General features: G+C 67.7%; 12 protein-coding genes and 1 other RNA gene. 8 read left to right on the top strand and 5 right to left on the bottom strand.

The window, feature by feature from the left end; translation table 11 throughout:
- Positions 1–50: 50 nt before the first annotated feature.
- On the bottom strand, positions 51–1,349 hold the full coding sequence (locus tag M8859_RS04150) for an ABC transporter substrate-binding protein (RefSeq protein ID WP_159921007.1): 1,299 nt from the start codon (positions 1,347–1,349) through the stop codon (positions 51–53).
- 10 nt (positions 1,350–1,359) lie between these two features.
- Entirely contained in the window at positions 1,360–2,673 is a 1,314-nt protein-coding gene (locus tag M8859_RS04145) for an ABC transporter substrate-binding protein (RefSeq protein ID WP_159921009.1), read from the bottom strand.
- A gap of 433 nt (positions 2,674–3,106) precedes the next feature.
- Between M8859_RS04145 and ssrA the strand changes: the two genes are divergently transcribed.
- From ssrA to M8859_RS04115, 5 genes are all read left to right on the top strand, one after another.
- Positions 3,107–3,477: a transfer-messenger RNA gene (gene ssrA, locus M8859_RS04140) on the top strand.
- An 826-nt stretch (positions 3,478–4,303) separates the two neighbouring features.
- Positions 4,304–5,491 carry a helix-turn-helix domain-containing protein gene (locus tag M8859_RS04130; RefSeq protein WP_195069401.1) on the top strand — a complete coding sequence of 396 codons (1,188 nt, stop codon included), beginning with the start codon at positions 4,304–4,306 and terminating at the stop codon, positions 5,489–5,491.
- Positions 5,492–5,833: 342 nt separating this feature from the next.
- Positions 5,834–6,727: an aminoglycoside phosphotransferase family protein gene (locus M8859_RS04125; RefSeq protein WP_249643876.1), complete on the top strand. Its 894-nt coding sequence runs from the start codon at positions 5,834–5,836 to the stop codon at positions 6,725–6,727.
- Between the two features lie 287 nt (positions 6,728–7,014).
- On the top strand, positions 7,015–8,196 hold the full coding sequence (locus tag M8859_RS04120; RefSeq protein ID WP_159921017.1) for an MFS transporter: 1,182 nt from the start codon (positions 7,015–7,017) through the stop codon (positions 8,194–8,196).
- A gap of 106 nt (positions 8,197–8,302) precedes the next feature.
- The gene (locus M8859_RS04115; protein ID WP_159921019.1) at positions 8,303–9,169 is read left to right on the top strand and encodes an alpha/beta fold hydrolase; all 867 of its coding nucleotides are present in this window, start codon (positions 8,303–8,305) and stop codon (positions 9,167–9,169) included.
- Between the two features lie 118 nt (positions 9,170–9,287).
- Here the strand turns inward: M8859_RS04115 and M8859_RS04110 are convergent, their stop codons facing one another.
- Entirely contained in the window at positions 9,288–10,037 is a 750-nt protein-coding gene (locus tag M8859_RS04110; RefSeq protein WP_159921021.1) for an SDR family oxidoreductase, read from the bottom strand.
- Positions 10,038–10,138: 101 nt separating this feature from the next.
- Between M8859_RS04110 and M8859_RS04105 the strand changes: the two genes are divergently transcribed.
- The gene (locus M8859_RS04105) at positions 10,139–11,026 is read left to right on the top strand and encodes a helix-turn-helix transcriptional regulator (RefSeq protein ID WP_159921023.1); all 888 of its coding nucleotides are present in this window, start codon (positions 10,139–10,141) and stop codon (positions 11,024–11,026) included.
- A gap of 19 nt (positions 11,027–11,045) precedes the next feature.
- On the opposite strand, the gene M8859_RS04100 is transcribed toward M8859_RS04105, so the two are convergent.
- Positions 11,046–11,954 carry an EamA family transporter gene (locus M8859_RS04100; protein WP_249643875.1) on the bottom strand — a complete coding sequence of 303 codons (909 nt, stop codon included), beginning with the start codon at positions 11,952–11,954 and terminating at the stop codon, positions 11,046–11,048.
- 282 nt (positions 11,955–12,236) lie between these two features.
- Between M8859_RS04100 and M8859_RS04095 the strand changes: the two genes are divergently transcribed.
- Positions 12,237–12,632: a hypothetical protein gene (locus tag M8859_RS04095; RefSeq protein WP_159921025.1), complete on the top strand. Its 396-nt coding sequence runs from the start codon at positions 12,237–12,239 to the stop codon at positions 12,630–12,632.
- 84 nt (positions 12,633–12,716) lie between these two features.
- Entirely contained in the window at positions 12,717–13,622 is a 906-nt protein-coding gene (locus M8859_RS04090) for a universal stress protein (protein WP_195069399.1), read from the top strand.
- 3 nt (positions 13,623–13,625) lie between these two features.
- Here the strand turns inward: M8859_RS04090 and M8859_RS04085 are convergent, their stop codons facing one another.
- Complete coding sequence (locus tag M8859_RS04085) at positions 13,626–14,081, bottom strand: hypothetical protein (protein ID WP_249643874.1); 456 nt, start codon at positions 14,079–14,081, stop codon at positions 13,626–13,628.
- Positions 14,082–14,226: the final 145 nt, after the last annotated feature.

The raw sequence follows: 14,226 nt of genomic DNA, 5'->3' as shown, positions 1-14,226 counted from the left end.
AGCCCGGGCGGCCGCGCGGCGAACCGCGACGACCGCCCTGCGATAGCAGATCATCGTGTGCACGGCTCGCGCATCGCGATGCGCTTCAGTGTGGGGCTGCGGTAGTCGGCGACCACCGTGCGCGAACCCAGCGAAGTGGACGGATCGGGCACGTTGACCACCGCGCGCTGCGCCGCGACGTCGGGTTCTTCCCGCCCATAGACCTGGGGCGCGGCCATTCCCTCGGAATCGACGGTGAGCCCGGCGAGGGCCTTGCGCAGCGTCGCGCGGTCCAATTCGCCCGTCTCGGCTGCCTTGGTCAGTAGCGCCTTCATCGGATAGGAGATCGCCCAACCCAGGTTGTAACCGAAATTCGTCGGTTCGCGCGGCGCGGCGTTCCTGGCGCGCTGCGCTCCGGTGCTCGTGCCGTCCCAGCCGTCGAACGGCGAGGTGTAGTTGTAGAGGGCCGTGAGCGCGGGCGCGGCAGGCGTCTCGAGCAACGCGTTGTTCCAGGTGGGGGTGGACCCCAGGAAACGGCCCGAGTAGCCGGATTTCGCCAGCTTGCCGACGATCTCGGCGGCTTCGCCCGGTCCGGTGGCCAGAAGGACCACGTCGGGCGGGTCGGCCATGATCTCGGCGACCGGGTAATCCTGATTGCCCACTTCGGTATTGGGCCCGGTGTCGATCCGCGCGTTGATTGTCGCGCCATTGTCCAACGCCCACTTGAGCGCCCCGCTGGCGTAGTCACCGCCATAGTTGCCGCGATAGGCGACCACGCCGAGCGTGCGCGGCTGATAGTGGTTCTGCGCGAACCAGTCCAGCCCGAGCACAGCTTCGGTGCAGTAGGAGAAACCGTCGTCCAGCACCAGATCGCGGTCCGTGGAGCGATACTGCCAGCCCGACCAGAGCGTGCCCGCGCCGGTCACCAGGTTCGCCTCGTCCATCTCGGGCAGAACGCCGAGTGTCTGCGCGGTCCCGAAACTCATAGCGAGAGCCAGCACATGGGGCGCCACGTTCTCGAATTCCTTGGCGTGCTTGCGCGGGTCGTAGGCGGTGTCGCGGCTGTAGGTCGCGATGTCGATCTCGTACCCGCCGATGCCGCCCTGCTTGTTCACCTCGTTCCAGAACGCCAGTTGCCCTTCTTGCAGGGACTTTCCGAGCGGAGCGAAGGGACCGTTGTTCAGATCCGACAGGACGCCCAAGTAGATGCAGCCCTTGTCGCGGTGTATCGCGTGGGGACAGGGTTCGCGGGTGACGCCCGGTGCGGCGGTGGGTGTCGGGGTCGAACATCCGCCGGTCAGCGCCAGACCGAGTGCCAGGGGAGCGGCCGCGAGACGAAGCAGCCGACGGAAATTACGGTGTGAAAGCATGTTCGCTCGCTTACGGCTGCACGCAGGGCTCGGTGAGGGTGATGCGGTCCTGAGTCGGGCCGTGGTATTCGGCCGCCAGGGTCTTCGCGCCCAGCGGCGCGGTCTGATCCGGCACTTCGATGACCGCTCGCTGCCGAGTGAGGTCGGGTTTGGCCGCGCCGTAGATGTATTCGGGAATCGCGCCCTCGTAGTCGACGCGCAGGCCGTGCACCGCCTCGCGTACGCCCGCACGGTTGAGCTTGTCTTCGTTGACCGCCCGGGTGAGCAGCGCCTTCATCGGGTAGGAGAACATCCAGCCCGCGCTGTAACCCCAGGTGGATGGCTCCCTGGTCGCCGAGGCCCTGGCCTTCTTCGCGCCCGCGCTGGTACCGTCCCAGCCGTCCAGCGGCGAGGTCATGTTGTAGCGTGCCGTGATCGCTGTCGCTGCCGGGCTTTTCAGCAGGCCACCGTTCCACGTCGGGCCCGAGCCGAGGAACCTGCCCGGGAAACCGGCCAGTGCCGCCTTGCCCATGATCTCGCCCGCCTCCGCGGGCCCCGTGGCCAGCAGCACGAGATCGGCTCTGGCGTTCAGGATCTTGGCGACCGCGGCGTCCTGATTGCCTATCTGAGTGTTGGGCTCGGTGTCGATCTGCGCCACCATGTCGACGCGGTTGGCGGAGGCCCATTTCTTCGCGCCGGTGGAGTAGTCGCCGCCGTAATCGCCCTGATAGCTGACCGTCGCGATGGAATTCGGCTTCGCCACGTGCTCGGCGAGCCAGTCCAGGGCGATGATGGCCTCGGAACAATAGGAGTATCCGGACTCCAGCAGCAGGCCCTTGTCGCTGTTCTCGAATTGCCAACCCGACCAGAGGGTTCCGGCGATGGCGACCATGTTCGCCGCATCCATCTCGGGAAGCACCTTCTGCGTCTGCACGGTGCCGAAGCTCATCGCGAGCGCGAGGACGTGCGGCTCGATCCGCCGGTAGGCCTCGGCGTGCTTCTGCAGATCGTAGTTCGTGTCCTCGGTGTGGGTGGCGATGTCCACCTCGTATTTGCCGCCGATCCCGCCCCCTTCGTTCACCGCCTTCCAGAACGCCAGCTGGCCGTGCTGGATGTCCTTGCCCAGCGCGGCGAACGGCCCGCTCGTCAGATCGGACAGCACACCCAGGTAGATACAACCCTTGCGGGAGTCGATCGCGTTGGGACACGGGTCGGCGGTGACACCCGGGTGGGAGGTCCGGTTCGATTCGCCTCGCACGGTGGAGCACCCGGCCAGGACGAGTCCGGCGATGACGGTGAGGGCGGACAAGCGCAGCAACCTGTTCCGAATGGTGCGAACTGCCAAAGTGTTTCCTTAGTCTGAATTCGAGATCCGCTGCTCAGAGCCGATCGTACGGCTCGTGCAGTGTAAGTCGGCTTCGTCGTCGCGCCCGGAGAATCGGCTACCAGCATCCGGGAAGGGGCGGGTACCGCGCGTGCGGTGATCGTCAACGGTGCTTGCGGCGTGCTTCGGCTCGCGGTGCGGGAGGTCGTCGGCGGGTACGCCCGCTCAGCCCCCGGAGTGCCGATGGTCCATTGGCCCGCGGAGGATGTTCCTCGGTTCTCCACGACAGGTCAGGTTCGACGCCGCGACGTACATACGCCGACCTGGGCCTTCTCGGCGACGAGATGTGTCCACCGGAAGCAGCGGATGTGGCGACCGCCACCACCGAAAATCGGGATGATCCGAGCTTCCGGCGGTGTTAACATGGACAGCCCGGCAAGGTGCCGGGGCGTACGGGGCTGAACGGTTTCGACTGCGTACGTAGATTCAGGGGAAGCGTGTCGGTGCAGGCAAGAGACCACCGTAAGCGTCGTTGCAACCAATTAAGCGCCGATTCTCATCAGCGCGAGTACGCTCTCGCTGCCTAACCAGCAGAGCGTCTCTGTCGGCCCGGGGCATGCCCTCGGCTCCGGTGCCGGCATCAGCTAGAGGGCTCACCGTCCTACTCGGTCGCGGAGTAGGACGGGACATCGAACAGCGACTGGGATCGTCATCCGGGCTTGTTCGCGGGACCCGGAGATCCGAGTAGAGGCACAGCGGACTGCACACGGAGAAGCCCTGAAGACGCGGCGGAGGACCCGGGTTCGATTCCCGGCAGCTCCACGAGTGCGAGGCCCATGCCCATGGAGGGCATGGGCCTCGCTCGTTCCGCTGAGTGTTTTATGGGGGTGCAACCCCCACGCCCCGCCCGGCGGGCTCCGCCCCCGGACCCCCGTATCCGTGGTCGCGCTGGGCGGTCATGGTTCCAGTAAGTTCCCGCAAGCTCCACTACGGAAGGCTCGGTCTGCCAGGACGGGCCTTCCGTAGTGGCACACCAGCCGCCCGTGGGCTGTGCGGCAGACTTCCGGCTGAGCGTGGACCGGAGCTGGGTAGGCCGTTGGTCGATCGGATACAGTCCAGCGCTCTGCACAACCTCAAAGAGCTTCGCCCTCGAAACCCGGCGGGTTCCGAGATCAGGATGCTGTTCGTTTTCGACCCATTCCTTGCTCTCCTCGACCGGGACTGCGCGGCCATCGACCGCCTTGAACGGCTTGCTCAGGATTCCGCGCTCCTCGACCATGTGCCATATTCCGTCGGGGCGCTCGAGCCACCCGTACGGCCCCTCCTCCTGATCGTCCGGCGCGGTCATCGCTGCTCGTCCTCCAGTCGCTCGAAGATCTCGCGCGCGGGTACCGACTCATCCGGATCGTCGCCCAGCTCGAGTAGCCACGGCAGTACTCAGAACACCAGGATGAGCAGTCCGCCGAGGGCGGCGATGACGATGAGGATGGTTGTGAGCTCTGTGGTCATTCGGTGACCCTTCGGCGCGTGGAAGTGTGGTCGGTGGGGCATCCGACGCTGGGGATCAGGGGTGAACCGACGTCGGGGCCTGTGGATACCTTGGCCCGGGTGAACCCATGCGAAGCGGCACATCGTGTGTCACCGTGGGGGCATGGACGATGCCGGGGTGGGGGAACGTACGGCCAGGGCGCGCAAGCTCGCTCGGCTCACCCAGTTACAGCTCGCGCAGAAGGCGAATGTGTCGGTATCGCTGCTGCGTAAGGTCGAGCGAAGCGCCCGCCCCGCCTCGCCCGCGTTCATCGCGGCCGTAGCCGGCGCCCTCGGGGTGAACATCGAAGACCTGACCGGGCAGCCATACACTCCGACGCGCGAGGATGCTGGGGCACACGCCACCATTCGCGAGATGCGCCGAAAGATTCTGGCGTTCAACGACGAACCCCTGAGCGCGCCGACCACCCTGGAAAAGCTGACCGCGGCACTGCATCGGGTTCAGGAGAGCAGGCGTCGGGGGCGGTACGGCGACCACATCGCCGAACTTCCGGACGTGATCCACGGTCTGCACATGCTTGCGAGCGACGAGCCTTCCGGGCAGCGTCTGGAGACGATCTATTCGACGCTCGCCTACGCCTACAACAGTGCGTCGTCGGTCGCCTACCGGTACGGCTACCTCGACCTCGCGGGGCTGGCCGCCGAGCGCTGCGTGTGGGCCGCTGAACGCGGTGGTGACCCGGCGTGGCCGATCGCGGCCGAATACCACCGCGCGCTGATCCTGCTGTATTCCGGCGCATACACCGGTGGGATGCGGATCATCGAGCGCGCACACGCCGCCAGCGAACGACTGCCCACCACGCCGGAAGTCCTCGCGGTGCGCGGTGCGCTGCACCTGCGGGGGGCGATTCTCTCGGCTCGCGCGCTCGACGCCGACACCGCCGACGCGCACCTTCGGGAAGCGCGCCGGATCGGGGAGGCGATCCGCTCCGCCTCGTACCAGGAGTACGGAACGGGGTTCCATCTGCCGAACGTCGCGATCCACTCGGTCGCGGTGCCCGTCGAGTTGTCCGATGGCACGACCGCGGTGGCGCGCGCCGAGGGGATTCGGCTACCGGCGTCGGTCTCGCCGTCGCGCGCCGGGCATCACTGGATCGACGTGTCTCGCGCGTGGTTGCTACACGGGGACAGGCATCGTGCCCTGACCAGTCTCGATCAGGCGCGCCGGATCGCGCCGGGGCTCACGCGCAACCACCCGCAGGTGCACGAGACCGTCCGTGTGCTCGCCCACGCCCGCCGCGGAACCGACACCCTGGTCCGGTTCGCGAAGTGGGCCAACGTCAAGATTTGAGCTGATTCGGGCGCCGGCCGTGCGCCTGGTGTCACTGCGTAAGCGTGTGGAGGCGGCTCCGCGCCTCGGCTCGACGACCCCGCCTCGGGCGACCCCGGTGTTGCCTGGGTAGTCCACATGGGTCTGTTCCCGCTCGGTCCGCCTGCGGCGACAAAGCGGGTAATTCGGGCGAATCGGATGTTTTCTGTTTGATTGCTGACTGGGGTGGAATGTCGGGGGTAATGTCGATTTACCAGGGAAAATGGGGTGTTAGCCCCCCGGTATCTGGATGGCTGCCATGAAGCTCGAGGCCGAGATGGGTTACTGCTCCCAAAGTGGGAGTGGGGGGCTTGGGAGGCTGACATGACCGCGGGGATTGCGGGCAATGGGATGCGGTCGATTCTGCGCGCCGCCTGTGTGAGCGTCGGCATCGATGCCAGCGATGCCGAGTCGCTGGGAATGCGGGGCGCCTACCGGCTGCGCGACGGGATCGTCGTGCGGATCGGCGGGCGCGGACAAAAGCACGCGACCGGGCGGGAAGTCGCCGTGGCTCGCTGGCTGGACACTTGCGGGGTGTCGGCCCTGCGCGTCGTCTCCGATATCCCGCAGCCGGTGGTCGTCGAGGGCTGCCCGGTGACCTTCTGGCACGACCTGCCGCCGCATCGCCCCGGTACGCCCGCGGAAGTGGCCAGGGCGCTGGGGCGGCTGCACCGGCTGCCGCTGCCGGGGTTCGAGCTACGCCGGATGTCACCCTTGGCGCGGGTCGAGGAGCAGATCGCCGCCGCGCGGACCGTGTCCGAGGACGATCGGCGCTGGCTGACCAAACACTTGGAGGAATTGCGCGGCCGGTGGAAGGCGCTGCCCAAGGGTATGCCGTGGTCGGTGGTGCAGGGTGGTGACTGGGTCGACAGCGTGGCAGTAGTCGCCCACGACGGGGATGTGATCCTGACAGGTGCGGGCCGGGCGATGATCGGCCCGCCGGAATGGGATCTGGTGCCCGCGGCGATCGAGTGCTGGACGGCAGCCGAGATCACCGTTTCGCAGTACGCGGACTTCTGCGCCGGGTATGGCCGCGACGTGATGCGCTGGGATGGGTTCTACCTGTTGCGCGACATCCAGGAGTTCCAGATGGCGCTGCGGTCGATGCATGCTGCCACCGCCGACCCGGCTTACCAGCGCCAGGCGCTGCGCCGTCTCGCATACATCCGCGGCGACGAGGGCATGCGGCCTTGGCCTGGCTGGGCGGATCTCGGCTAGGTGGCATCTCCAAGTCATCGCCGCGCCGAGTTCGTTCGGCGGGGCGGCGGCTCGGTCTCCGCGGTCGGTGTGATGGCGGCGGTCATCGGTCGTTGATCGACGCCGTTGGAAGGGCGCTCACCTCGTCCAGGTGAGGTTCGTCGGATATGCCGGTCGCGGGCGGGATGTTGCCGTGCGGGCTGAGCACGTTCCTCATGACTAACCGTCTATATAATCTTGACAGGTTAGTGACACGCATGCATTCTTAACCACTGAAAGTCATTTAGATGGTTTAGGTGGTGTGGTGCATGCGGCGCGAACAGGTTGGCTGGGCAGGCCTGGCGGCTATGACGGTGTCGTTCGGACTGAACTTCTCCATGGGAGTGTTCTTCGCGCCCACCGCCGCCTCGTACGGGGTGAGTGCCACGGCGCTGGCCATCGCCGCCGCTCTCGGCACCACGGTGACAGGGCTGGCCCAGCCGTTCGTCGGTGGCCTGTTGGATCGGGTCGGAGCGAAGCGGGTGCTGATCGGCGGTCTGATGCTGATCTCGGCCAGCTATCTTGTGCTGGCGGTGGTGCGTACGACGTGGGAATTCGTCACGGCTTACGTGTTCCTCGGCGGGATCGGGTTCGCTTCGTCGTCCACGCTCGCGGTCACCACCATGATCGGACGCGTGCTGGGGGATCAGGTCGGGCCCGCGCTCGCCAGGGCGGCGGTGGGGATCAACTTGGGGCAGTTGATCGGTCCGTGGATTGCCACGGCGTTGTTCCAGCCCGTCGGTGTCCGGGCTACCTACGCACTTCTCGGCGGCGTTGGGCTGTTGGTCACCGCTGTGCTGTGGTGGGTGCTGCCCGCCGACAATATCCGCGGCCTCGCACTGCGGGCCGAGTCGTTGGCCGGTCGGGGGCGTGTGCTGATCTCTTTCGGCCTGCATTCGGCGACCCTCTACGTGGTTGTCCTGATGCTGCCCGAACATGCGGTCCAGACCGACTGGTCGATCGCCGGTGCCGGTCGCCTGGTGGCTGTCGCGGCATTGGCGGCGGGCCTGACTTCGGCGGCGATGGCGCGATTGCAGCGTTGGTATCGACCAGAGGTCCTGCTGCGGATCCTGTACGGGATGCGGGTGATCGCGCTCGCGCTCGCCGTCTTCGTGCCCGGTTCGAGCGTGCTCATCGCAGTCGCGGTGGTCTTCGGCGCGGCCTCATTTCCGGTCATCCCGTTGACCATGGCGATCATCACCCGCGGTCTCGACCCCGCCCGGATGGGCCGAACCTTGGCTCCAGCGTGGGTGATCCATCAGCTCGCCGCGGCCGCCGGTCTGGCGGTTGCCAGTGGAATCCATGCTCAGACCGGCGACTACCGAGGATATTTCGCACTGGGTGTGGTCTTCAGTGTCGCCGCGGCGCTACTGGTCGTCCCGGGGCGCGAACCCGAAACCCAACTCCTCACCAGCGCGGCCCGACCGTCCACGATCCGTGCCCGGCACTGAGCCCGATCGGTGCTCGGACCGCTGCTACGCCGACCTCGCCGAGGTTCTTGTTGCCTGCGACCGACCCCAACTGTCCGTTCGATCAAGTACAACCAGGAGAAACACAGTGAACACAGTGCGCCACAACACCGTCGAGATCCAGGGTCTGCCGGTCTTCTACCGCGAGGCGGGAGATCCCGGCAAGCCGACCGTCGTACTGCTGCACGGCTTTCCGACGAGTTCGGCGATGTTCCGCAATCTGTTGCCGGAGCTGGCCGCAGATTATCATCTGATCGCGCCGGACCATATCGGATTCGGGCAATCGGCCATGCCGTCCGTGCTCGCCTTCGACTACAGCTTCGAAAAGCTCACCGAGATCACCCTGGAACTGTTGAACACTTTGGGTGTCCAGCGGTTCGCCCTCTACATCCAGGATTACGGCGCACCGATCGGACTGCGCATCGCCTCCCGCAACCCGGATCGCGTCACCGCGATCATCACCCAGAGCGGCAACGCCTACCTGGAGGGGTTCACCCCGTTCTGGGAGGTGCTGTTCGCACACGCCAACGACCGTGCCGCACACGAGCCCGAGGTGCGTAAGCTGCTCGAAATCGACGCCACGAGATGGCAGTACACGCACGGTGTGCCGGCCGATCGGCTGGCGTGGATCAGCCCCGACACCTGGACTTTGGATCAGCACTACCTGGATCGGCCGGGCAATAAGGAGATCCAACTCCAGCTCTTCGCCGACTACAAGCTGAACCTGGATCTCTACCCGGAGTTCCAGAAGTACTTCGCTGAGCACCGGCCTCCGGTCCTGATCACCTGGGGCGAGCACGACGAGATCTTCGGAGCCGACGGCGCCCGCTCCTACCTGCGCGATCTGCCGGACGCCGAACTGCACCTGCTGAACACGGGCCACTTCGCCCTGGAAACGCACGGCACCGAGATAGCCGCACTGATCCGCGACTTCCTCACCCGCAAGCTCGGCTGACCGGCGGGAGATCGAGCCGGGCCGACGTTTTCGCTCGAGCGAAACCGAGCGCCGCGCGGAATTCAGACGGGGCATGCCCAGGTATGGGCATGCCCCGTTCCAACGGACAGGTCGGTGATCAGCCCTGCTGGGTCGGGACGACGACCAGTTCGGCGATGTTGACGTGCCGGGGCGCGCCCACGGTGTAGGCGATCGCGTCGGCGATGTCGGCGGATTCCAGGATCTTTATCGCCGTGCGCCACTCCTCCAGCCCGGCGCGTTGTTGCTCGTCCTGCATCCCCGCGCCGAGTTCGGTGCCGACGAAGCCGGGTTCGATGTTCTTGACCCGGACGCCGCGCGGCCCGAACTCGGCCCGCAGGTTGCGGGTCAGGTGCGCGACCGCGGCCTTGGTGGCGGTGTACACGGCGTAGTTGGGGAAGACGGTGTGCCCGCCGATCGAGCCGACCAGCACCAGATCCGCCGGCTTGTCCTCGGTCGCGGCGGCGAGCAAGTCGTCGATGAACGCTCTCGCGGTGTAGAGCAAGCCGGTGATGTTGGTGCCGACCATCTGGTCCCACTCGTCGGTCAACGCGGATTCGAACGGCGCGGCGAGCATGACGCCCGCGTTCGCGACGACCAGGTCGACGGGCCCGAACGCCGCCCGCACGGTGGCGGCGGCGTCTCGCAGGGACTGTTGATCACCGACGTCGGCGACCACCGCGACCGCGTTCGCGCCGATCTCGGCGGCGAGTTCTTCGATGCGATCCTTGCGCCTGCCCAACAGCGCTACCTCGGCGCCTTGCTGCGCGAGCTGCCGCGCGGTCGCGGCGCCGATTCCGCTCGATGCTCCGGTGACGACCGCGACGCGGCCGGAAAGGTTGTTCGTCATGTCCACTACCTTCCGGCCTTTCCCGCTCGCCTGACAGGCTGCGGACTTCCTGGTAGTCGCGGGGCCACCCAGGCCCGGTGCGGCTGACCTACCCTCGAACCATGGATTCCGACAATCGACTGGGCGCCTTCCTGCGCGCGCGCCGTGAGCTGGTCCGACCGGAAGATTTCGGGATGTCCAGCGGTGGCCAGCGACGGGTCGCCGGGCTGCGCCGCGAGGAGATCGCGCTGCTCGCGGGGGTGAGCGCCGACTATTACGTGCGCCTGGAACAGGGGCGCGACAGGCACCCCTCCGAACAGGTCATCGCCGCGCTGGCGCGGGTGTTCGCGCTCGACGAGGAGGGCACGGCGCACCTGCGGGAACTGGCGCGCCCCACCGGGCGTCGGCCGAAGGCCCCTCGGCAGCCCGAGCGCGTCGCACCGGGTTTGGTCCGCCTGATGAACGCCTGGCCGAACACCCCCGCGCTGGTGCTCGGCAGATATCTGGACGTCTTGGCGGCGAATCCGCTGGCCGCGGCGGTCAATTCGTGCTCTGTTCCCGGCGTCAACCAGGTGCGCATGGTCTTCCTCGATCCCGAGGCGCGCGACATCTACGGTGATTGGCCGACCATCGCGGCCGACACCGTCGCGAGCCTGCGGGCGACCGCGGGCGCCGACCTGGACGATCCGCGCTTGACCGCACTGGTGGGGGAGCTGTCGCTGAAGAGCGAGGAATTCCGGCAGCTGTGGGCGCGCCACGACGTCCGCGCGAAGACCGCGGGCGTCAAGCATTTCCGTAACCCCGTGGTCGGGGACCTGACCCTGTCCTACGAGACGTTCAGCGTCAACGGCGCGCCGGGTCAGCTACTGATCGCCTACCACGCGGAGCCCGGATCGCCCTCCGAGCGCTCTCTTGCCCTGCTCGGCAGCTTGATCGCCGACAACCCCGATACCGCGCGCGACGAGCACCGTGACGCCGGGCAATCCGGTTCCTCCCGGCAGAGGAGCTGAGCCGCGCCCGACCGCCGATTCAATCCTTCGCTCCGGTCCGTGTCGCACCTGCCGACGCGGCGACCACACACGCGACGCCCGCCCACTGCCCGAGAGTCATGACCTGACCGAGGACGGCCAGGCCCGCGATCGCCGCCACTGCGGGCTCGAGGCTCATCAGCACGCCGAAGACGCGAGGCGGCATCCGCCGCAGCGCTTCCAGCTCGACCGAATACGGCAGCACCGACGACAGTATCGCCACCGCGAATCCGGCGGCCAGCACGCCGGGCCGCAACAGCGCGGCGCCCGCGTCGATGACGCCGACCGGCAACATCACCAGCCCGCCGAATGCCATGGCGAGCGCCAGCCCGCCGCCGCCGCTGGTCTGCTCGCCGAGGGCGGCGCTCAGCAAGATGTAACCCGCCCAGCAGGCCGCCGCGGCCAGCGCGAACATCACCCCGACCCAGTCCACGTCTCCGTCCGCCCTGGTCAGCAGCAGCACTCCGGCCCCGGCAAGCACCGCCCACAGCGGATCGCTCCAGCGCCGCGAGCCCGCCAGTGCGACCGTGAGCGGTCCCAGGAATTCGATGGTCACCGCCATGCCGAGTGGAATCCGATCGATCGCCGCGTAGAACGAGAGGTTCATCAACGCGAGCACCGCCCCGTACCCGAGCACCACGGGCAGTGCGCCACGCGCCACCCGCAGCGACGAGCGCCAGATCACCAGCAGGACGATTCCGGCGAAGACCAGCCGCAATGTGACCGCACCGGCCGCGCCGGTAGCCGGGAACAGCTGCTTGGCCACCGCCGCGCCTACCTGCACGCTGACGATGCCCGCCAGCACCAGTATCGTCGGCGGCACGCCACCGAGCCCCTGAGCGGCGATCGAACGCCGGACCGAAACCGGCCTGGCCCCGCGCACCATCCGCTCGAAGTCGATCGCGACCACTCCGCACCTCCGTCGCCTGTAGGAAACCTTCGGACACACAACCACGCCGGGACGACACGACCGAACACACGGCACTCGGGGCGGAGGTCGTCGTAGCCACGCCGGTCCCCTGCCGTACGGCGGCGGCGTGGAAAGCCGCCCGATTCGTGTCCCGGCGTGGTCGAGATTCGGCGGTTCGCACCCCGCCGAGACCGAACGGGAGTGAGGATCTAGACATCGCGCCGGCGACCGTTGCCCGCGCCCGTTCGAAGAAGAGCGACTCACGACGATAGGACCACCGGAATGCGGATACGAGTTGGTGCGGTAGCGGCGATCGTAGCCACCGCGGCGGTCGTGCTGGGTGGCCACCCCTCGGCTGGGGCCACGGTTACCCAGGTGGAGATGTATCCCGATATCAACTTCGGGTTGGTGACGAACTACGGGACGGGCTGCACCTATACCGCGCGAGCCACCCTGACCGATAGCATCACGCCGGTCGTCTTCTACGACAACGGTATTCCGTTCGGCGTGGTCCGCCCCTCCGGAGGTGTCGCCTTGATCGACTGGGTGCCCGCCACGCCCGGACCGCACACCATCAGTGCCGTGCAGCAGCCGGAGACGCCGTACGTGGCGAGTATCGACCTCAGGGTCGGCCAAGGCGTCCACCTGGGCTACGCGTGCGCCGTTCTCGGCGGTTGACGGCGACCCTTCCGGTCCGCCGCGCCGGTAGGGTCGAGCGCGGTGGTGCGGGGCTCGATCTTTTCGGCGTGAAAGGACGTGAGCATGCGAAGCAACGGGCCGATCGTGGTCGGTGTGGACGGGTCCGCCGGATCGGCGGCGGCGGTCGCGTGGGGAGCGCAGGCGGCCGCGCAGCACCGGGCGCCGCTGCACCTCGTGCACGCGCTCGACCCGGTCGCCGACTACGGACCTGGCATCACCGAACCGCTCACCAGCACCGACTATGCCCGGCTGGAGGGCCACGGGCGCTGGGTGCTCGACACGGCGGCAGAGGAGGCGCGAATCGCCGTCCGCGCTCTGCGCGACGTCGAGGTAAGCACCGAGCTGGTGCACGAGCCGGCCGGGCCGGCGCTGCTGGACCGCACCGGCCGGGCGAGGCTGACGGTGGTCGGCACCAGGGAGCGCGGCACCGTGCGACGTGCCTTGCTCGGATCGGTCAGCGCGGCGCTGGCGCGGCGGGCGCACTGCCCGGTGGTCGTGGTCCGAGAGGGTGCGCCGCTCACCGAGGAAGCCAGGAAGCGGCCGGTCGTCGTCGGGGTGGACGGCACCGAGATCAGCGAACCCGCCATCGAAGCGGCGCTACGGGAGGCTTCGGCGCGGGGTGTGCCCCTGCTGGCGCTGCATGTGTGGATCGGCATCGAAATGCCGACGGTGAGCGCCGAACTCGCGGTAGACACCGAGAAGCAGATCGTGCTCGCGGAAAGCCTCGCCGGATGGCAGGAGCGTTTCCCCGAGGTGCTGATCAGGCGCGAGATCGTGACCGACCGGCCCGAGCGCTCTCTGCTCGAACGCTCCGAGCAGGCCCAGCTGCTGGTGGTCGGCAGCCGGGGCCGCGGCGGGTTCGCCGGCATGCTGTTCGGCTCGACCAGCCAGGCCCTGCTGCTGTCGGTGGCGTGCCCGATCATGATCGTGCGCGATGTCACGATGGCGGTCCGCTACCTGCCCGACTGAGCGTCACGCTCCGGTCGTCGAGCCCGGCCGCACGATCATCAGGACGGTGACCACCGCCCACAGCACGTTGAACACCCCGGTGTCCATGGCGAGACGGCGGATGAGCGCCGGAGTGGTGCCGGTGAGGTCGGCCAGGATCTTCTGCTGCCCGGGCAGCACGAGCAGTGCGAGCACGCCCGCCGCGGCCGCGGTCAACCCGATCGACACCACCAGCCAGGCGTCGTCGAGCACGCCGAGGCTGAGCGCGGTGAGCACACCGAAGGTCGGGACGAGCACGCCGAACAGGGCATAGACCCGGCAGATGCGATGCAGCGTGCCGAGGACGGCGGGATCGTGGCCGGTCGCGGTGGCGGCGAGGGCGCGGCGGGTGGTGGCCGGGAACATGCTGGCCGCGACCGTTACCGGGCCGACGGCGATGATCACGGCGAGCATGTGGACCGAGAGCAGGAACTTCGTCACGGCGGTCGACACTAGTCAGCGTGGCGGGGGAGCGAAATTGGCGAAAGTGCCATATAGCGGTCGTTTCTCGCCAAGTGCTGTGAGCTGCGGAGATCGAACGGAACGCCAGACAGGCGGTATTGGCTGGAAGTGACCGGATGAATAC

The organism is Nocardia sputi (genome assembly GCF_023501985.1).
Note: the sequence above shows the minus strand (reverse complement) of the source record. Positions and strands in the feature narration are given on the sequence as shown.